Here is a 19,646-nt window from a genome sequence, read left to right on the forward strand (position 1 = left end):
TTTGCGCCGTGGGCTCCCGTAAGAACGGGTGCGTCCGGCGGGAAGGGTAGCGGCGGCGGCCAACGAATGGCGCGTCCGGCGTGAACGGTAGCGGCGCGGGTTCAAACAAGGGCTGCGCTGCCTGCTGCGGCGGGTCTATTCTGGCGCTATGACGACGGCGGCTGGTCCGCGTGGCGGGGACCGCGGGCTTCTGCCTGACCTCGCAGGGCGACGCGAACTTGTTGGGGGTTGGGCTGCGATCACGCTGATCCACTACTTCGTGGTGGAAGCCATTGCCATGGCGGCGTGGCGCGGCGATCCGCCCTATGACCGCCGGGAGCACGTGATCAGCGATCTCGGTGCCGCGCACTGTGGACCTTTCAATGGCTACGACGTGTGTTCGCCGTTGAATTGGCTGATGAACGCCTCGTTCGTTCTCCAGGGCGTGGCCATGGTCATGGGTGCAGTGCTGGTCAGCTCCGCCGTGCTGTCCGTGGCGGCAGAGCCGGGCCAACGCGGAATCCGGCCGAGCATGGCATCGAGATCCGCGGAGGCTTTTCCGTGGATCGCAGCGGGTGCGGTTCGGGCGCTCATCCTGGTTGCGGGGATCGGGCAGGCCATGGTGGGGCTGGTACCTGAAGACACGGAGCTGGCACTGCATCTGACGGGCGCCGGAATGTACTTCATCGCCGGACCCATCGCCCTGGTGGTCCTGGGCCTGGTGTGGCGCGGACACACGCAAATGTCGTGGATGGTGCTGCTGTTTGGGGTGGTCTCGTTGGGGACCACCATCTACGTCCTCGCGGTGCAACTGCGCGTGGAAGAAGCCGGTGCGATTGAACGGACCATGGCGTATCCCATCATCCTGGGCCTGTCCCTGGTGGGCCTCATCGTGGCCCACCGGGTCACCAGGGAACGGAAAGCGGTCAGGACGTTGGGTCAGCGTCCTTCCGTGCAGTAGCGTCCTTCCGCCCAAGGAACACAGCCACCAGTCCGCACAACAAACTGAGCAGGAACAGCACCCACGACGCGACCGTCACGGCCGAGGCCAACGCAACCGAACCGGCGTCGGGCGTTTCAGAAGCCAGCACCGAATCAATGGCGACGTTCGACCACAAGTGGGCTACGGCAAACAGCAACGGCGCCGCCCACATGGCCCAGCGCCACGATTTGCGGGCCACGTTGGTCCCAATGAGAAGCAGCCAGCTGAAGCCAAAGATCAAGGGAAACAGGGTGCCGGCGGTCTTGTGGACGTAATTTAGCTGACCTCGGGCGGCGTCGTCCATGGCGTTACGGAGCTGGGCGATGTAGTCCGTGGAGAAACCGCCAATGAGGGAGTCCGGCATGGCCAGGCCGCCGGACAACTGGGTCATCTGGTTGAGGGTCAGCAGGTGCAGGTACCAGAACAGGAAGACGCTGGCCACCACGCCGGCAATCACAATGAGCCTGGAGTTGCTCTGTGCCTTCTGCGGGGTGCGCTGGGTGGTGGGATTGATCACGGGCGGCAGCGAGTGTTCAGGGACTGCCGCCTTGGCTCCGTGCTTCTTGATGCGCTGCGCTGGGGTCTTGGCCATGTGATTCATTATCCCGCCACATAAGCTGGACCCATGACCATCGGCAGGCACACAGCAACTGAACTGGACCCATCACTCGACGATTACCAACTGGCCAGCGCCCTGGTCCGTGAGGCGGGTCAGTTGGCCCTGCTTATGCGGATGGGGGGCCTGCAGGGGGAGCGGAAGACCTCGGTGTCGGACGTGGTGACGGCCGCCGACCGTGCCGCCGAGGCCTACGTCCTTGAACAGTTGCGCCGCTGCCGCCCCGAGGATGGCATCCTGGGCGAAGAAGGTGCCTCCGTTGCCGGAACGAGCGGCCGGACCTGGGTGATCGACCCCGTGGATGGCACCTACAACTTCCTGCATGGCTCCACCTACTGGTGCTCGGCCATCGCCCTGAAACGCGACGACTCGGACCGCGGCGGCAACCCGGTAGCGGATCCCTCCGTGGTGCTTGGTGCCATCTACCAGCCGGAAACGGACAAGCTGTGGCTCGGCGGCGAAGGACGTCCCGCAACGCTCAACGGGGAACGGATCTCCGGTTCGGGGGATGTGGCAGTGGGCCAACTGAGTGCCGCGACCTACATCCACCCGACCTGGCTGGCGGATCCGCGCGCGGCCATGCCGTGGCACGCCGCGGCAATCACCGCGGCATCCTTGCGGATGTTCGGTTCCGGCTCGTGCGACCTCGGCCGGGTGGCTGACGGCGAACTGGGGTGCTGGTTCCAGCACAGTTGCCCCGAATGGGATTGGCTCCCCGGCAAGGCGATCGTCCGCGCTGCCGGTGGGGACACCGCCGTCGTACAGGTCAACGGACTCAACTGGTTCGTCGCAGGAGGCACGACGGCGGTCCGCGAGTTGAGTGCTGCCCTCACCTCCGTGCCCCAGTTCGCTTAGTCCTGGGCCGGCTTCAGCGGGCACGTGGTCCGCATCCCGGGCACTGGTCGAAGGAGTGTCAGACCCACCGCCTAGACTGGTAGGCACCATGGATATGTTGTTTGACCCCTATGCAGACGGACCCTTCAAGGCAGGCTCACGGGCCGCAGTCAAGGCTGCGCCGGAGCTTTCACACAGCGGCGGTGGTGCTGCTCCTGCCCGGACAGGCGAGGATGATGGGGCTCCCGGTTCGGGCGGCTGGGGTCACCAGGGGTCGCATGGCTTGCCGTCCGCTGATGCCTTGCTGCAGGGCCTCAACCCGCAACAGGAAGAGGCCGTCAAGCACTCCGGCAGCCCGCTGCTCATTGTCGCCGGCGCCGGCTCGGGCAAGACCCGTGTACTCAGTAACCGGATCGCGTACTTGATCGCCACCAAGCGGGCGCATCACGGTGAGATCCTGGCCATCACGTTCACCAACAAAGCTGCGGCGGAAATGCGGGAACGCATCGAAGCGCTGGTTGGTGGACGTGCCAAGGCCATGTGGATCTCCACCTTCCACTCGTCCTGCGTGCGCATCCTTCGCCGCGAGGCGTCCAACGTGGGACTGAACTCCAACTTCTCCATCTATGACTCCGCGGACTCGCTGCGCCTCATCACGCTCGTGGCGAAGAACCTGGACCTGGACCCCAAAAAGTTCCCGCCCAAGGCCATCCAGCACAAGATTTCCGCGCTGAAGAACGAGCTCATCGACGACGATTCCTTTGCGTCTTCGGCCAATTACAACGAGCCTTTCGAAACCGCTGTGGCTGAGGTCTTCAAGGGCTACACGCAGCGTCTGCGCCAGGCCAACGCCATGGACTTCGACGACCTCATTGCGCAGACCGTCTACATGTTCCGGGCTTTCCCGGCGCTCGCAGAATCGTACCGACGCCGTTTCCGGCACGTCCTGGTGGACGAATACCAGGACACCAACCATGCCCAGTACGCCCTGGTCAGGGAAATCGTAGGCCTGGGTAATGACACCGAGGTCCAGCCGAGCGAACTGACAGTGGTTGGCGACTCGGACCAGTCAATCTACGCCTTCCGCGGCGCGGACATCCGCAACATCGTGGAGTTCGAGCACGACTACCCGAACGCGCGGACCATCAAGCTGGAGCAGAACTACCGCTCCACGCAGAACATCCTCAGCGCTGCCAACTCCGTGATTTCCCGGAACCCCAACCGGCAGGAAAAGCGCCTGTGGACCGCCGAGGGCGATGGCGAGAAGATCGTGGGCTACGTCGGCGAAAATGAGCACGACGAAGCCCAGTTCATCGCCAAGGAAATCGACCGGCTACAGGACGAGGAGGGGCTGCGTCCCGGCGACGTTGCCATCTTCTACCGGACCAACGCCCAGTCGCGGTCCATTGAAGACGTACTGGTCCGCGTTGGCCTGCCGTACAAGGTGGTTGGCGGTACCCGGTTCTACGAACGCAAGGAAATCAAGGACGCACTGGCTTACCTGCGCGTCCTGGTGAACCCGGACGACGACGTCAACCTCCGCCGTGTGTTGAATGAGCCCAAGCGGGGCATTGGAGACCGCGCTGAGGGTGCTGTTGCTGCCTTGGCCGAGCGGGACCGGACCTCCTTCATGGACGCAGCCCGCCGCGCCGATCAAGCCCCTGCCATGGCAACGCGTTCGGTCAACGCCGTCTTGGGCTTCGTGAAATTGCTGGATGACCTCGCCGAAGTAGCTTCCGGATCCGGGGCGTCCGCGGCCTTGGAAGCCGTCTTGGAGCAGACCGGCTATCTTGCCGGACTCCGCGCGAGCAATGACCCCCAGGACGAATCCCGCGTGGAAAACCTGGCGGAACTCGTGGCTGTGGTCCGTGAATATGAGCGTGACAACCCCGACGGTTCGTTGGGCGAGTTCCTGGAGCAGGTCTCCCTGGTAGCCGACGCCGACCAGATCCCGGACGCGCCGGGCGCCGACATCGACGCCGCAGTTGCCGAAGCAAAGCGCTTGGGCGTGGTCACGCTGATGACGCTGCACACGGCGAAGGGCCTGGAGTTCCCCGTGGTGTTCCTGACCGGCATGGAGCACGGGATCTTCCCGCACCAACGCTCCGCCACGGATCCCAAGGAGCTCGCCGAGGAACGCCGACTGGCCTACGTGGGCCTCACGCGTGCCCGCAAGCGGCTCTATGTGACCCGCTCCGAGGTCCGCAGCATGTGGGGCCAGAGCCAGTACAACCCGGCCAGCCAGTTCCTGCAGGAAATCCCCTCGGAACTGGTGGACTGGAAACGCGAGGGTACATCCCGCCAGGCCGCAGGCGGCTGGGGCGGTGCACCCATCGGCTCCAACCGCTATGGCGGATCCTTCTGGGGAGCCGGCACCTCCCGCGGAGTTGCCGCGAGCCCAACCGCCGGGTTCGACGCCGATGTCCCTGCAGCCGTGGCCAGGACCCGGGTTCAGCCGCAGAAGGAAGTCATCGCCGTGTCGGTGGGGGACAAGGTCAACCACACCAGCTTCGGCAACGGGGTGGTGCTGGGCGTCGAAGGAGCCGGCGACAAGACAGTGGCCAAGGTGAAGTTCGACGTCGGCGAGAAGCGCCTGCTGTTGCGATACGCACCGCTGACCAAACTGGATGCCTGAGGCGCTTTGATTCGATAGTTTTCTGTCGGTATACACTCTTGCTTGGATTAATCATTTCGATTGATTAATAAGAATCCTTACTGAATCATTGGGGACAAGCAATGACGTTTGACATCGATGTGGCCAAGTCTCTGGGTGTGGTCGCTGCAGCGAAGGCGCATTGCAGCGAACTTGAGCCGATACGCGCAGCCGTGCGGCATACCGTTGATGACGTGGGCGGGTCCTTGCGTGCGGGGCCGGTCTTCGGTGCCCTCCAGTTCTACGGCGACGACGTGCTGCTGCTGGACCTCCTCGCGCTGTCACAGCGGATAGCCAACGTGTTTGGCGGGACCCAAGCTGCGGTTGCTGCTTATGTGGCCGGTGACGAGCAGTTGGCCGCAGATGTGCTCAGGAACGCTCGAAGCATTGTGGATGCCCCCACGTTCAGCTTCCGCCTGGACAAGTTCCGCGCTAGGCCGATGGGGTAGGGCCGCGTGAACGAGTACCAGATTGATACGTCAGGCTTGTTCGCTCTCCCTGATCCGGATGCCCTGGAAACCGCTGTGTCTCCGCTGGTGCGGCATGCGCAGGGGATGATCAATGCAGTGCAGGCTGCGTCATCGGAATGGTCCGCTTTGGCTGATGCCTACGTAGCTCCTGAGGCGCCGGTGGTCTTGGCGTTGTTCAAGCCCGTGACCCAGACGAGTGACAATATTCGGTCCGGCATGGTCACAGTGTTCTCCGCGTTGATGCGTTACGCCGAAACCGTCCGGGAGTTGCGACGGAAGCGTCAGCTCCTCTTGGACGACATCGCCGATTTCCACCGGAGGATGGAGATCCATCTGGGGCAAACCCCTAGTTGGGATCCCCACTCCAGCCAAGAAAGTTTCGGCAGTCAGCACACTGGACAGGCTCCGCTTATGGAACATTCCGACCTACTGCGCAGGGTTTCGGTGTTGGTGTCGGAACACGAGGAAGCTCAGCGTTTGTGCGAGTTCGCTGTCCGTGGGGTGCACCGCTGGGAGTCAACGGTTCCTCCGTATTACCCGGGTGGGACCGCCACGGATCCGGCGCTGGACCATGCTCGTGCGGAATTGCGCCGCATGGAGTCCGGGGGAGGGGATCCCCTGGCAATGTTGGCGTTGTGGAAGACCCTGACGCCGGGGCAACTGCTCGATTACGGGATGGCCGAGTCTGACTACCTTCGATCGGGATTCCGTTCGCCGCCACCGGTCGCGCAGGTGAAGGCGTGGTGGGCTGGTCTAACCACCGACCAACAGGCGGCCCTCGTGGTGGCGGCACCAGGAGTCATCGGAAACCTGAACGGGATTCCGTACGCCGCGCGTGCCAAGGCCAACAAAGCAAACGTGGATGCCGTGTACAAGGATCCGCGGACCACTGCTGAGCACAAGGCTGTGTTGTAGGAAATATACGACGCGCTGGAGCCCCGAAAAGACAACGATGAAGACCCTGCCGCTCCCCGGAGCATCGTCTCATTCACCCCGGACGAGAATGGAAAACCTCTCGTGGCTGTTGCGATTGGTGACTTAGACACGGCTTCGAATGTGACATGGAACGTCCCGGGCATGAAAACCACCGTGGCCGACGGGCTGGAGTCATGGACGAAGTCGGCGCAGGATTTGTATAAGGTCCAAGAATTTGCCGGGCTTAAAAGCGGCGACATCCGCACTCTTGCCGTGGTTTCCTGGGTGGGTTACGACAGCCCTGAGGCTCCGCCCAGCAGTGAGGTGTTATCGACTGAACAGGCCAAGGCTGGCGGGGCCAAGCTAGCCATGGCCTTGGATGGGTTTTCGGAGTTGCGTACGAGCGGATCCGACGGAATTGACCAACCTCATCTGAACGTAGTTGCCCACTCCTACGGCACCACCACCGCATCGTATGCGCTGATTTCCACCACCCACTCCGTCGATACAGTCACGTTCTTCGGCTCTGCCGGAATTGCCTGGCGGGACGTGGGCTCGGCAATGGACCTGCACGTGGCAAAGGACGCGGACGGCAGGCCCGACGTCTTTGTGACGGCGTCCAGCGAGGACCATGTTGCTCCATTCGGAATTATTGGCAGCGGACTGCGTGGTCGTGAGGGTCGGCTAGATCCCCTGAATTCTTGGTTTGGCGGGAAGAACTTCTCTTCCGAGGGTGGCTACGATCCGGACACTGGTGAGGTCTATTGGAGGACCACGGGCCACGACGCCAACGGTTGGGCAGTAAAGGGTAGCGGCAATACCCTGTTTGCTGCGACGCGTGATCATGGCTACCTCGACCCCAGCACCGAGTCCGCCCATAACATCGCACTGGCGTCCACGGGCAAGGGAGACCAGATTAAGAAGCTGATTCCGCTCCGACGCGAGTTGGTGGAAATTCGCGGTGAGATGGCTCCGCTGGGACGCTCCGTAGAGCGCAACCTTACACCGCTAGAACTAAGAGAAGAACTTGGCAAATGATGATGCTAAAGCCTGCATACAGGGTGTGGTTGGTCTCGATGATGATGGGAAGTTTACTGATGACCGGATGCGGTGTAGATCCAACAAAGGATAGGCAGCTTGACGAGCCAGGACCTGGCGAGCGGAGTGCATCGGAGGTGTTCACAGACTTCTTGGATGCCGTGGAAGACACCGTCCAACATTCCGGCACCACATGGCCAGGATGGGACCGCCAGGATACGGCGGACTACGTCTCAGAGCCATGTGGTGTGAACGCACGCGCTGACGGTCGCTCATACGAGCGACAGATCAAGGGAGGTCCTATAGACGATCCGCAGGCCGCAATAGAGAACATGAAAGCGCACTGGGTGGAGAAGGGTTACAAGATCGGAAACACCTTCGATAACGGAGACCCCGCGACGGGTGGCCAGATAAACGCTTACACAAGCCGAGGAATGCTACTTCAATTCTCGCCAACGCCCCGGGGAAGCTTGATCAACGTAATTGGAGAGTGCACCCTCGATCCCGCTGCCAGGCAGAAAACCACATAGACATGACCAAAGAGTCGCACCACGCAAGGACATCCCGTGGCGGAAAGCTTGGTATCCGGTGGCTGTGTTTGCCAATCACCATCGCGTTTTCTGTCGTGATTGCCGGTTGTGGTGTGACTTCAGCGGGTGGATCGAGCACTGAGCCGGGGCCAGGCCAACGCAGCGCCTCCGAAGTGTTCACCGACTTCTTGGATGCCATGGAGGACACGGTTCAACATTCCGGCACCACCTGGCCAGGTTGGGACCGTCAGGACACCGTGGACTACGTCTCCGAACCCTGTGGCATACATGCACGCGCCGACGGCAGGCTGTACCAACGCCAAATCACGGGCGGCCCGGTGGTCGACCCCCACGCGGCCGTCGAATGGATGAAGTCTCACCTTGAGTCGAAGGGTTACACAATTGGGAATATCTTCGACGACATGGGTGGCAATACGACTGCGATACAGCTCAATGCCGAAAGTCCAAGAGGGCTGCTTGTGCAGTTCACACCTTCCCAGGAAACGAGCTTCATCATGGTGGAAGGCGAATGCACTTTGGACCCTGCCGCGCGGAAGAAGACCACGTAGCCTTGGCCGGTCCTGATGGTAGCGCGTAATGCGCTCGAACCAGACCCGGCGCATCGATGGTGCCCAGAGACGACCGGTCTGCCCGTTGTCAGGAGCCTTAGCGCGTCTTAGACTGGCCGGGCGTGCGCGCTTGGGGTCCGCATGATTCGGTAGGGCGCTGCGCTTCGGGGGTTTCGCATTCTTGTGGGGGAGGACGCGCATGGGCGCCATGCAGAGGGAACGCGGTTTTGCCGTTAAAGCTTGGGGGACGATTCTGGCCGCTGCCTTGGCTGGTGGACTGTCGTTGCAGCTGGCACCTCCCGGTCTCGCTGCAGGCGAGCCCGTGCCGAGCGCTGCGGCTACAGCACCAACCCAGCCTCCCGCCGTCGAGCCGGCGCCGGAACCGGTGTCCACCGCGCCGGCCACCGCGCCGCTCCCTTCGTCCACAGCAACACCCACAGCCACTGCCACGGCGACTCCAGCGCCACAACCAACAGGCACCGTGTCGGTCCCGGCCACTGAACCTGCGGTTCCGGAAGCGGTGGTGCCCACAGGGTCGACGAGTGGGCCTGACCAAACTCTCGCCGCGGACCCTGAGCCCTTGGCTGTGCAGGGGTACGTGGAGAACGGCTTCGTGGGAAAGCCCTTCGACGAGCCGTTCGTGGTCTCGGGAGGTACTGCCCCGTATTCCGTGACTGTGACCGACCTGCCGCCAGGGCTGGCGTTCAATGAGGCTGGCCTGAAGGTCACGGGGACGCCCAGCCAAGCTGGTTACTACCAGATGACCGTGGTCGTAACGGACTCCTCGGAACCTGCCCAGACCGTGTCACGAAAAGTCTCGGCGAGCATCAGCGAATACCACCCGCCAAAAATTGAGTTGCATACCTACACCGGTCAGTACCCGGACGCCGTTGTTGGCCTTCCGTATGAGCAAAGCATCGACGTGTTTACCGCCGGAGTCATACCGTTCACCACATCGATCGTTGAAGGGCAACTCCCGCCCGGAATGTCCTGGAGCAATAAGTCAGCCAGCGGAACCCCCACGACTGTCGGCACGTACGCCTTCACCGTCCGGGCGACGGACCAGTTCGGTTCCAGCGAAGCCTCGTTCAGGATCACTGTGCGGGCAAGTGCACCGTACGCTGTGGGCTATGTAGTGCCGCCCGCCGTCCTGGGGGAGCCCTACTCGGCCAAGATCGCTTCGGTGACCGGCGGCGTCGGCCCCTACTCCATGTGGTGGGGAACGCCGCAGCACATGGCCGGCAGCCTGCATTGGCACGATCCCGGTCCGGACGGGCTCGTTATTGATGGCAACGGATTCCTCAATGGCACGCCCACCAGGGCGGGATCGTTCCGGATTTACGTGAAATTCCGTGACGCGGGCCTCGTTGAGCGGGAGATCTTCTGGACCACCGTCACCGTCCTCGAAACCCGGCCACCCGCCGTCGAACCGCCGCCTGCAGCACAACCACCAGCCGCGGCTGAAGTACCTCCAACAACGGTGCTGCCGGCAGGCGCGGTAGAGCCGGCGTCGTCCGCTGAACTGGCGGCTACGGGGCTGCAGTCCGGAACCCTCAACGCAATGCTGTGGGCCGCCGGAGGTCTTTTGACGTTCGGCACACTGATGGCAGTCGCAGCGCATCAAAGCCGGAGGCGTGGCGGGACCGGCTGAGCAGCCACGGCATAATTGGAGCCATGCGACGGACTGTATTGGGGATTCTTGCCGCCTTGCTCTTGCTGGCCAGCACGGCGTGTTCCTTCTCCACCAAGGACCCCAACTACGTTCCTCCGGAGCCGCTGCCTCCCCTGGAACAGCTCAAGCAGGTGCCGGTGACGCAACAGACAACGCTCGCCGCGGGCGACGACGTCATTGCGTTCGTCACCCCGGACCACAACATCGTTTGCGCCATGACGTCCTCGCGGGGCGGCCATCTTAACCTGCCCTATGAGCCCAACACGTACTCGGACGCTGCCAACAACAAATTCGCCGTGGTGCCCGTGGTGCAGTGCGAATTGGCGGCCTACGCCAAACCTGAAGCGGAAGACATTTCCGACGATTGCGGCGCTACCGGCTTGGGCTACTTGGGTGGGACCGTGCTGCTCTCGCCGGACAAGGCCATGTACGGCTCGTGTCGCTCCGGCGTAACACAAATGGAGTCGGAGTACGGTCCCAAGGGAACGCGGAACGGCACCATTTCCAAGCTCCGTGAGTTGGCTGACGGGCAGAACATCGAACGTAACGGCCTGCGGTGCTCCGCGTACAACGACGGCGTTGCCTGCGGAAACGTCTCGGGTGGCGTAGCGTTCTTCGTCAGCCGCGAGGGTTACCAGCTGATTTCCGACGGCGGCAAGACGGTCCGCGGGAACCTGAAGGAAGATTCCTGACCACTGCGGAGCGTACGTGTGAGCCCAAAAACCGCGCCATCACGCGGATTTTCTACGCTCGATAGAAGTGTAAGCTTACTCACTTAACCGGTACTGTGGGAGTGGCGGGACGCCTCAAAGGGCTAAAGTTCCGAGAGGACCTTACGCAATGTGACCGGGCATGATTCCTGGTTATGACCGCGTACTTTCCGCAGCTGGCTAATCGCGGTCATCGCGGTTCCGGCTGGACAGAAACTACTTCGACGTAGAAGGACACTAAACCGTGGACCTGTTTGAATATCAGGCGCGCGATATGTTCGAAGCGCACGGTGTACCCGTGCTCGCCGGCATCGTGGCGCACACTCCTGAAGAAGCGAAGGCAGCTGCTGAGAAGATCGGCGGCGTTACTGTCGTAAAGGCACAGGTTAAGGTTGGTGGCCGCGGCAAGGCTGGCGGCGTCAAGGTTGCCAAGTCTGCCGACGAGGCGCTTGAGCACTCCACCAACATCCTGGGCATGGACATCAAGGGCCACACCGTCAACAAGGTGATGATTGCCCAGGGCGCTGACATCGCCGAAGAATTCTACTTCTCGGTCCTCCTGGACCGTGCCAACCGCAACTACCTGGCCATGTGCTCGGTTGAAGGCGGCATGGAGATCGAGCAGCTTGCTGTAGAGCGCCCCGAGGCACTCGCCAAGATCGCCATCGATCCTGCTGTTGGAATCGACCAGGCCAAGGCTGACGAGATCGTCGCAGCTGCCGGCTTCGCTGAAGAACTGCGCGGCAAAGTCGCCGACGTCATTCTGAAGCTGTGGGATGTCTTCAAGAAGGAAGACGCAACCCTGGTTGAGGTCAACCCGCTGGTCCGCACCGGCGCAGGCGACATCGTTGCCCTCGATGGCAAGGTTTCCCTGGACGAGAACGCCGACTTCCGCCACGTGCACCACGGTGAGCTGGAAGACAAGGACGCGGCCGACCCGCTCGAGGCCAAGGCCAAGGCCCAGGACCTCAACTACGTCAAGCTGGACGGCGAAGTTGGCATCATCGGCAATGGCGCCGGTCTTGTGATGTCCACCCTCGACGTCGTCGCTTACGCCGGCGAGAACCACGGCAACGTGAAGCCCGCCAACTTCCTTGACATCGGTGGTGGAGCGTCCGCCGAGGTCATGGCCAACGGCCTGGACGTCATCCTGGGCGACTCCCAGGTCAAGAGCGTCTTCGTGAACGTCTTCGGTGGCATCACCGCTTGTGACGCCGTCGCCAAGGGCATCGTCGGTGCACTGGCAGAGCTCGGTTCCTCGGCGAACAAGCCGCTGGTTGTTCGCCTCGACGGCAACAACGTCGAAGAGGGCCGCCGCATCCTGACCGAGGCCAACCACCCGCTGGTTACCCTGGCCGCCACCATGGACGAGGGCGCCGACAAGGCCGCCGAGCTCGCCAACGCAGCTAAGTAAAGGGACGCGACAATGTCTATCTACCTCAACAAGGACTCCAAGGTCATCGTCCAGGGCATCACCGGCGGCGAGGGCACCAAGCACACCGCCCTGATGCTCAAGGCCGGCACCAACATTGTTGGTGGCGTCAACGCCCGCAAGGCCGGCACCACGGTCCTGCACGGCGACAAGGAAATCAACGTCTTCGGCACCGTCAAGGAAGCCATCGCCGAAACCGGCGCGGACGTTTCGATCGTCTTCGTTCCGCCGGCATTCACCAAGGACGCAGTGGTTGAAGCCATCGAAGCCGGGATCGGCCTCGTTGTAGTCATCACCGAAGGTGTGCCGGTTCAGGACTCCGCCGAGTTCGGGGCACTCGCCCAGTCCAAGGTGGACGCTGACGGCAAGCAGATCACCCGCATCATCGGACCGAACTGCCCCGGCATCATCACCCCGGGTGAGGCCCTGGTTGGCATCACCCCGGCAAACATCACGGGCAAGGGCCCCATCGGACTGGTTTCCAAGTCCGGTACCTTGACCTACCAGATGATGTACGAACTCCGCGACCTCGGTTTCTCCACCGCGATCGGAATTGGTGGCGACCCCATCATCGGCACCACCCACATCGACGCCCTGGCTGCGTTCGAAGCCGACCCGGAGACCAAGGCGATCGTCATGATCGGTGAAATCGGTGGCGACGCTGAAGAGCGCGCAGCCGACTTCATCAAGGCCAACGTCACCAAGCCGGTTGTCGGCTATGTGGCAGGCTTCACGGCTCCCGAGGGCAAGACCATGGGCCACGCCGGCGCCATCGTGTCCGGCTCCGCTGGTACCGCACGGGCAAAGAAGGAAGCCCTCGAGGCAGCAGGCGTGAAGGTCGGCAAGACGCCGTCCGAGACCGCTACCCTGCTCCGCGAGGTCTTCGCAGCACTCTAGGCTTACAACAGCCTTACGACGGCGGCCCGTCACCTTTCGAACGGAAAGGTGACGGGCCGCCGTCGTGCTTTAGGCGCCCGTTGTGAGGCCTGCTCAGCGCGCTATTCCTCAGCAGGGCCCGCACCACCCGGGTTCCCTGGCCGAGCTTGCGAGGTTGGGGGGGTAGGGATGTAGAGCGGCCTCGCAAGGCTGGGTATTTGGTCCGTCCAGGTATTGGGCGGGCCATTGCTGTATCCGGAATCGGGATAGTTTGTTAGTATGTTAGGACAAACTTTTCGAAGGGATCTGCAATGCCTCTTGTTCGTATCGACGTCAACCAGGGCCGCTCGCCCGAGGATCTGGCCGCCATCAGCCGGGCCATTCACGATGCCATCCTGACTGAGTATGGAATTCCCGAGCGGGACTACTTCCACATCCTCACAGAGCATCCACAAGGCCAGATCGTCGCCCAGGACGCCGGGCTCGGTTTCGAGCGCAGTTTCGGCGTTGTCATGATCCAAATCTTCACCCAGTGTGGTCGCAGCCAGATGGCGAAGAGTTCGCTCTTCGAGGCCATTGCCTCCGGGCTCGCGGGGGTGGGGATAGCCGGCGAGGACGTGTTTGTGGGCTATGTGGAGAACACTGCCGGGGACTGGTCGTTCGGCTTTGGGCGCAGTCAGTATGTCACCGGAGAATTGGCGGTTCCCCGCAAGTAGGCGCGCTGCGTGTCATGTTGTAAATATGTCAGTACAAACCTTTGACAGGACATTAAATCTGGTGCAAAGTAGTCATGTGGCCCCGCTCACTGAGGGGTAGCAAGGCATTGGGGCCCAGCGCTCAAAGGTTCAGAGTTCACAAGAGAAAGGTCCACGAGTACCGTGACCCACGAACTGCTCACGATCGGGCGCATCAGCGTTGATATCTACCCGAACGATATTGGAGTTGGGCTGGAGGACGTGTCGTCTTTCGGCAAGTACTTGGGAGGCTCGCCCTCCAACGTGGCTGTTGCCGCTGCCCGCCATGGCCGCCGCACGGGTGTGATTACCCGGACCGGTGATGATCCTTTTGGCAGCTTCCTGCACCGCGAGCTGCGTAAGTTCAACGTGGATGATTCCTTCGTCACCCCTGCAGCCGGACAGACGCCGGCCACGTTCTGTGCGATCAAGCCGGCCACGGATGAGTTCCCGCTGTACTTCTACGGCCGGTTCCCCACGGCGCCGGATCTGCAGATCAAGGCTGAAGAGCTGGATCTGGACGCGATCCGGGACGCCATGATTTTCTGGTCCACGGTGACGGGCCTGTGCCAGGAGCCCTCACGCTCCGCGCATATTGCGGCGCATGAGGCCCGTCCGCGGACCGGTTTGAAGGATGGCCAGTTCACCATTCTGGACCTGGATTACCGTCCGATGTTCTGGGCTTCCGAGGAGGAGGCCCGTGCTGAGGTGGCCAAGATCCTTCCGCATGTGACGGTCGCGATCGGCAATGACAAGGAATGTGCCGTGGCTGTGGGGGAGGGGACTCCTGATGAGCAGGCGGACCGCCTCCTGGCTGCCGGTGTGGAGATCGCCGTGGTGAAGTTGGGCCCGGAAGGTGTGATGGCGAAGACCCGCACGGAGCGTGTGGTGTCGGCCCCGGTTCCGGTGGAGACGGTGAACGGTCTGGGTGCGGGGGATTCCTTCGGTGGAGCATTTGTGCACGGATTGCTCTCCGGTTGGCCTTTGTCCGAGGTGCTGGATTACGCGAACGCCGCTGGTGCGATTGTCGCCTCGCGTCTGTCGTGCGCGGATGCGATGCCGACGCCGGATGAGGTCATCTCGTTGCTGGCTGAACGCGGCCGTCCGGTCCCCGGCGCGTCCGCCGCCGTTACAGAAGGAGCAGTGCGTTGAGCATCAACGATGACCCCCGCCGCTACGAGCACTTGAGCCGGATCCGGCTGGAGGATCCGGAGGCCGTGGCCCGCGCTGCTGCGACCCGCCGTCGTCATCCTGGCCTGAAACATGGCGTGCAGAACTTCATTGTCGCCGCCGACCACCCGGCCCGTGGCGCCCTGTCTGTTGGTTCGGAGCCGATGGCCATGGCCGACCGCCGCGATTTGCTGGACCGTTTGCAGATTGCCTTGGCGAACCCGGCTGTGGACGGCATCTTGGCTTCGCCGGACATCATGGATGACCTCCTGCTCCTTGGAGCATTGGAAGGCAAGCTCGTGTTCGGTTCCATGAACCGCGGCGGGCTGGCCGGCTTGGTGAATGAGTTCGATGACCGCTTCACCGGCCACACCGCAGCCGCCTTGGAGGCTTTGGGCGCGGACGGCGGGAAGATGCTCACCCGGATCTGCCTGGGCGACCCGGACACGGTCGCCACCCTGGAGGCGACCGCGAAGGCGATCGATTCCCTGGCCGAGCGGAAGCTCATCGCCATGGTAGAGCCCTTCCTCTCCGTTCGTGACGCCAACGGCAAGGTCCGCAACGACCTCCGCGCCGATGCCGTGATCAAGTCCGTCGGGATCGCCGAGGGCCTGGGGTCCACCAGCGCCTACACGTGGATGAAGTTGCCCGTGGTGGCCGAGATGGAACGCGTCATGGCCTCCACCACGCTGCCTACCGTGCTGCTGGGCGGTGACCCGGACGGGTCCCAGGACGAGGTGTTCGCTTCCTGGCAGGCGGCGCTGGCTTTGCCCGGTGTGCAGGGCCTCACCGTGGGGCGGACGCTGTTGTACCCGCACGACGGCGATGTGGCAGGTGCCGTCGCGACGGCGGCCTCGCTGCTGAACACCACTGCGCCCGCTGCCGCCGCTGCCGCGGGGTTCGCTTCGTCAGACCGTATCCCCGTGAAAGTATCGGAGTAGTTACCCATGGGATCTGTAACCCGTCGGATGACCGTGGCCCAGGCCGTGGTCGAGTTCTTGTCCAAGCAGTACACGGTTGACTCTGTTGCTGGTGTGGAGTTCCGTGAGCGCCTGATTCCGGGCACGTTCGGTATTTTCGGGCACGGCAACGTCGCTGGTGTGGGCCAGGCGTTGAAGCAGTACCAGGCCGCTGACCCCTCGATCATGCCGTATTACCAGGGCCGCAATGAGCAGGCCCAGGCGCACCAGGCCGTGGGGTATGCCCGGCACACCCGCCGCCGGCAGACGTTCGCGATCAGCACCTCGATCGGTCCGGGGTCCTCGAACCTGCTCACCGGGGCCGCGCTGGCCACCACCAACCGGCTGCCGGTGCTGTTGCTCCCGTCGGATACGTTCGCGACCCGCGCCGCTGATCCGGTGTTGCAGCAGCTTGAGCTGCCGTATGCGTATGACATCACGGTCAATGACGCGTTCCGGCCGTTGTCCAAGTTCTTCGACCGGGTGAACCGCCCGGAGCAGTTGTTCTCCGCGTTCCACCACGGCCTGCGGGTGCTGACGGACCCGGCCGAGACCGGCGCGGTGACCATTTCGCTGCCGCAGGACGTCCAGGCCGAGGCGTTCGATGTGCCCGAGGAGTTCCTGGCCGAGCGGGAATGGCGGATCCGCCGGCCCGAGGCCGAAGATGAGGACATCCGCCGTGCCGTCGAAGCGATCCGCGCAGCGAAGCGGCCGCTGATCATCGCCGGCGGTGGCGTCCTCTACGCCTACGCCAATGACGAGCTGGCGAAGTTCGCCGAACTCACGGGCATCCCCGTGGGCAACACCCAGGCCGGTGTCGGCGTCCTGCCGTGGGACCACAAGCACTCCCTCGGAGCCATTGGTTCAACCGGTACGACGGCGGCCAACGCCATCGCCGCGGAGGCGGACCTGATCATCGGGATCGGCACCCGGTACGAGGACTTCACTACCGCGTCCCGCACGGCGTTCCAGAACCCGGACGTGCGCTTCGTGAACATCAACGTCGCCGCGATCGATGCGTACAAGCACGGCACCACGCTGCCGATCGTCGCCGATGCCCGCAAGGCGTTGGTGAAGCTCAACCAGGCCCTGGGCGGTTACCGCGTGGGCGCTGACCTGGAGCTGAAGGTGGCCGCGGAGAAGGCCCGGTGGGACGGAATCGTGGATGAGGCGTTCGAGACCCGGTTCACGCCGTTGCCGGCGCAGAACGAGATCATCGGTGCCACGAACAAGGCCATGGACGCCCAGGACGTGGTGATCTGCGCTGCGGGTTCGCTGCCGGGTGACCTGCACAAGATGTGGCGGGTCCGGGACGCGTTCGGGTACCACGTGGAATACGCGTACTCCTGCATGGGGTACGAAATCCCCGGAGGCCTGGGCGTCAAGCGCGCAGCCCTGGCCGAAGCCGCCGCGGGCGGGCCGGAGCGCGATGTGGTGGTCATGGTGGGGGACGGCTCGTACCTGATGATGCACACCGAACTGGTCACCGCCGTCGCCGAACGCATCAAACTGATCGTGGTCCTGATCCAGAACCACGGCTATGCCTCCATCGGCTCCCTCTCGGAGATGCTGGGTTCGCAGCGTTTCGGAACCCAATACCGGGTCCTGAACAAGGAACAGCACTCCTTCGACGCCGGCGAGAACCTGCCCATCGACCTCGCCACGAACGCCGAGTCGTTGGGCGCGAAGGTCATCCGGATCGAACCGGGTGAGAAGGTCATCGCCGAACTCGAACAAGCCATCCGCGACGCCAAGGCAGCCCCGGAGGAGACCGGCCCGATCGTGATCCACGTCGAATCCGACCCGCTCCTGGACGCGCCATCCTCCGAGTCCTGGTGGGACGTGCCCGTCTCGGCCGTGTCCGAACTCGAATCCACCCAACAGGCCTACAAAACCTACACCGACCACAAGAACCGCCAGCGCAAACTACTCGGCTGAGTTCCCCAGCCACTACCCGCGCACCACAGACAAGGAAGTCCACACACATGTCGACGACGACCACATTGACCACCATCAACCACTTCATCAACGGTGCTGAAACCTCCGGTGAAGGCGACCGCACCCAGCCCGTCTACAACCCGGCCACCGGCCAGGTCACCGCGGAGCTGCGCCTGGCGAACGAGAACGATTTGAATGCCACGGTTGCTGCTGCCCGCAAGGCCGCTGATTCCTGGGGTGATATTTCCCTGGCCAAGCGCACCGCGGTGTTGTTCAAGTTCCGTGAGCTCGTCGCCGCGCACGTGGACGAACTCGCCGAGCTGATTACGGCCGAGCACGGCAAGGTCCTCTCCGACGCCAAGGGCGAGATCGGCCGCGGCCTGGAAGTCATCGAGTTCGCCTGCGGCATCCCGTCGCTGCTCAAGGGTGACTACTCGGACCAGGTTTCCACCGGCATCGATGTCTTCTCCTTCCGCGAGCCCCTCGGCGTGGTGGCGGGTATTACCCCGTTCAACTTCCCCGTCATGGTGCCGCTGTGGATGGCCCCGATGGCCATCGCGACCGGTAACGCGTTCATCCTCAAACCCTCCGAGCGGGACCCGTCCCCGTCGCTGCTGCTCGCCAAGCTCTGGAAGGACGCCGGCCTGCCCGACGGCGTGTTCCAGGTCCTGCACGGCGGCAAGGAAACCGTCGACGGCCTGCTGACCCACCCCGACGTGGACGGCATCTCCTTCGTCGGGTCCACCCCGATCGCCCAATACGTCCACGAAACCGCCACCAAACACGGCAAGCGTGTCCAGGCGTTGGGTGGAGCGAAGAACCACGCGATCGTGCTCCCCGACGCTGACCTGGACAACGCCGCCGACCACCTCGCCGCCGCAGCATTCGGTTCCGCAGGAGAGCGGTGCATGGCGATTTCCGTGGCCGTCGCCGTCGGGGACGCCGCCGACCTGCTGGTGAAGAAGGTCGAAGAACGTGCCCTGGCCGTGAAGGTGGACAACGGCACCGAACCCGGAGCCGAAATGGGCCCGGTCATCACCCCGGCATCGAAGGAACGCATCGTCAAGATCGTCACCGAAGCAGAAACCGCCGGTGCCGCGATGGTAGTAGACGGGCGCGACCTCGTGATCCCGGGCCACGAAGACGGCTTCTGGGTGGGTCCCACCGTGATCGACCACGTCAAGACCGAAATGAGCGCCTACACCGAGGAGATCTTCGGACCCGTTCTCGTCGTGGTCCGCGTGGACACCCTCGAAGACGGCATCAAGCTCATCAACTCCAACCCCTACGGCAACGGCACCGCGATCTTCACCTCCTCCGGCGCCGCAGCACGGAAGTTCCAGCGTTCGGTGACCGTGGGCATGATCGGCATCAACGTGCCCCTGCCCGTCCCGGTGGCATACCACTCCTTCGGCGGCTGGAAAGCCTCCCTATTCGGTGACAAGCACATCTACGGCCCCGAAGGCGTCTCCTTCTACACCCGCGGCAAAGTCATCACCTCCCGCTGGCCCGAAACCCACCACGCCTCCGGCGCCTCCTACAACTTCCCCTCCAACTAGTTCCATCCGT

At 63.2% G+C, this 19,646-nt stretch carries 18 protein-coding genes; 17 read left to right on the forward strand and 1 reads right to left on the reverse strand.

Annotated features, from left to right (window positions below; all coding sequences use genetic code 11):
* The first annotated feature begins 148 nt into the window (after positions 1-148).
* A complete protein-coding gene (locus ACIQT2_RS17390; protein ID WP_402948836.1) occupies positions 149-940 on the forward strand; it encodes a DUF998 domain-containing protein in 792 nt (263 codons plus the stop codon).
* On the opposite strand, the gene ACIQT2_RS17395 is transcribed toward ACIQT2_RS17390, so the two are convergent.
* Entirely contained in the window at positions 906-1,553 is a 648-nt protein-coding gene (locus ACIQT2_RS17395; RefSeq protein ID WP_402948838.1) for a hypothetical protein, read from the reverse strand. The two genes, ACIQT2_RS17390 and ACIQT2_RS17395, sit on opposite strands and share 35 nt — an antisense overlap.
* A gap of 33 nt (positions 1,554-1,586) precedes the next feature.
* Here ACIQT2_RS17395 and ACIQT2_RS17400 point away from each other — a divergent pair, with 33 nt between their 5' ends.
* From ACIQT2_RS17400 to ACIQT2_RS17475, 16 genes are all read left to right on the forward strand, one after another.
* Positions 1,587-2,432 carry an inositol monophosphatase family protein gene (locus ACIQT2_RS17400; protein ID WP_402948841.1) on the forward strand — a complete coding sequence of 282 codons (846 nt, stop codon included), beginning with the start codon at positions 1,587-1,589 and terminating at the stop codon, positions 2,430-2,432.
* A gap of 88 nt (positions 2,433-2,520) precedes the next feature.
* Positions 2,521-5,046 carry a DNA helicase PcrA gene (gene pcrA / locus ACIQT2_RS17405; protein ID WP_402948844.1) on the forward strand — a complete coding sequence of 842 codons (2,526 nt, stop codon included), beginning with the start codon at positions 2,521-2,523 and terminating at the stop codon, positions 5,044-5,046.
* Between the two features lie 101 nt (positions 5,047-5,147).
* A complete protein-coding gene (locus ACIQT2_RS17410) occupies positions 5,148-5,513 on the forward strand; it encodes a DUF6507 family protein (RefSeq protein ID WP_402948846.1) in 366 nt (121 codons plus the stop codon).
* Positions 5,514-5,519: 6 nt separating this feature from the next.
* On the forward strand, positions 5,520-6,449 hold the full coding sequence (locus ACIQT2_RS17415; protein WP_402948848.1) for a hypothetical protein: 930 nt from the start codon (positions 5,520-5,522) through the stop codon (positions 6,447-6,449).
* Positions 6,450-6,512: 63 nt separating this feature from the next.
* Positions 6,513-7,487 (forward strand): alpha/beta hydrolase, encoded by a 975-nt coding sequence (locus ACIQT2_RS17420; RefSeq protein ID WP_402948983.1) that lies wholly within the window; start codon positions 6,513-6,515, stop codon positions 7,485-7,487.
* Positions 7,484-8,017, forward strand: a complete 534-nt coding sequence (locus ACIQT2_RS17425; RefSeq protein WP_402948851.1) for a hypothetical protein — start codon at positions 7,484-7,486, stop codon at positions 8,015-8,017. The genes ACIQT2_RS17420 and ACIQT2_RS17425 overlap by 4 nt, the downstream gene beginning before the upstream one ends.
* Before the next feature lie 68 nt (positions 8,018-8,085).
* Positions 8,086-8,586: a hypothetical protein gene (locus ACIQT2_RS17430; RefSeq protein WP_402948853.1), complete on the forward strand. Its 501-nt coding sequence runs from the start codon at positions 8,086-8,088 to the stop codon at positions 8,584-8,586.
* A 199-nt stretch (positions 8,587-8,785) separates the two neighbouring features.
* Positions 8,786-10,237, forward strand: coding sequence for an Ig domain-containing protein (locus ACIQT2_RS17435; protein WP_402948856.1), 1,452 nt, complete (start codon positions 8,786-8,788; stop codon positions 10,235-10,237).
* A 23-nt stretch (positions 10,238-10,260) separates the two neighbouring features.
* The gene (locus ACIQT2_RS17440) at positions 10,261-10,950 is read left to right on the forward strand and encodes a hypothetical protein (RefSeq protein WP_402948858.1); all 690 of its coding nucleotides are present in this window, start codon (positions 10,261-10,263) and stop codon (positions 10,948-10,950) included.
* 262 nt (positions 10,951-11,212) lie between these two features.
* Positions 11,213-12,382: an ADP-forming succinate--CoA ligase subunit beta gene (sucC, locus tag ACIQT2_RS17445; protein ID WP_397323104.1), complete on the forward strand. Its 1,170-nt coding sequence runs from the start codon at positions 11,213-11,215 to the stop codon at positions 12,380-12,382.
* Positions 12,383-12,394: 12 nt separating this feature from the next.
* Positions 12,395-13,297: a succinate--CoA ligase subunit alpha gene (sucD, locus tag ACIQT2_RS17450; protein WP_402948862.1), complete on the forward strand. Its 903-nt coding sequence runs from the start codon at positions 12,395-12,397 to the stop codon at positions 13,295-13,297.
* A gap of 290 nt (positions 13,298-13,587) precedes the next feature.
* Positions 13,588-13,992, forward strand: coding sequence for a tautomerase family protein (locus tag ACIQT2_RS17455; protein WP_402948864.1), 405 nt, complete (start codon positions 13,588-13,590; stop codon positions 13,990-13,992).
* 162 nt (positions 13,993-14,154) lie between these two features.
* Positions 14,155-15,162 carry a 5-dehydro-2-deoxygluconokinase gene (iolC, locus tag ACIQT2_RS17460; protein WP_402948867.1) on the forward strand — a complete coding sequence of 336 codons (1,008 nt, stop codon included), beginning with the start codon at positions 14,155-14,157 and terminating at the stop codon, positions 15,160-15,162.
* Positions 15,159-16,121 carry a deoxyribose-phosphate aldolase gene (locus ACIQT2_RS17465; protein WP_402948869.1) on the forward strand — a complete coding sequence of 321 codons (963 nt, stop codon included), beginning with the start codon at positions 15,159-15,161 and terminating at the stop codon, positions 16,119-16,121. The genes iolC and ACIQT2_RS17465 overlap by 4 nt, the downstream gene beginning before the upstream one ends.
* A gap of 6 nt (positions 16,122-16,127) precedes the next feature.
* Complete coding sequence (gene iolD / locus ACIQT2_RS17470) at positions 16,128-18,077, forward strand: 3D-(3,5/4)-trihydroxycyclohexane-1,2-dione acylhydrolase (decyclizing) (RefSeq protein WP_402948872.1); 1,950 nt, start codon at positions 16,128-16,130, stop codon at positions 18,075-18,077.
* Positions 18,078-18,124: 47 nt separating this feature from the next.
* Positions 18,125-19,636: a CoA-acylating methylmalonate-semialdehyde dehydrogenase gene (locus tag ACIQT2_RS17475; protein ID WP_402948874.1), complete on the forward strand. Its 1,512-nt coding sequence runs from the start codon at positions 18,125-18,127 to the stop codon at positions 19,634-19,636.
* The last annotated feature ends 10 nt before the right edge of the window (positions 19,637-19,646 follow it).

The sequence above is a fragment of the Paenarthrobacter sp. NPDC090522 genome (genome assembly GCF_044769225.1).
Classification (GTDB): domain Bacteria; phylum Actinomycetota; class Actinomycetes; order Actinomycetales; family Micrococcaceae; genus Arthrobacter.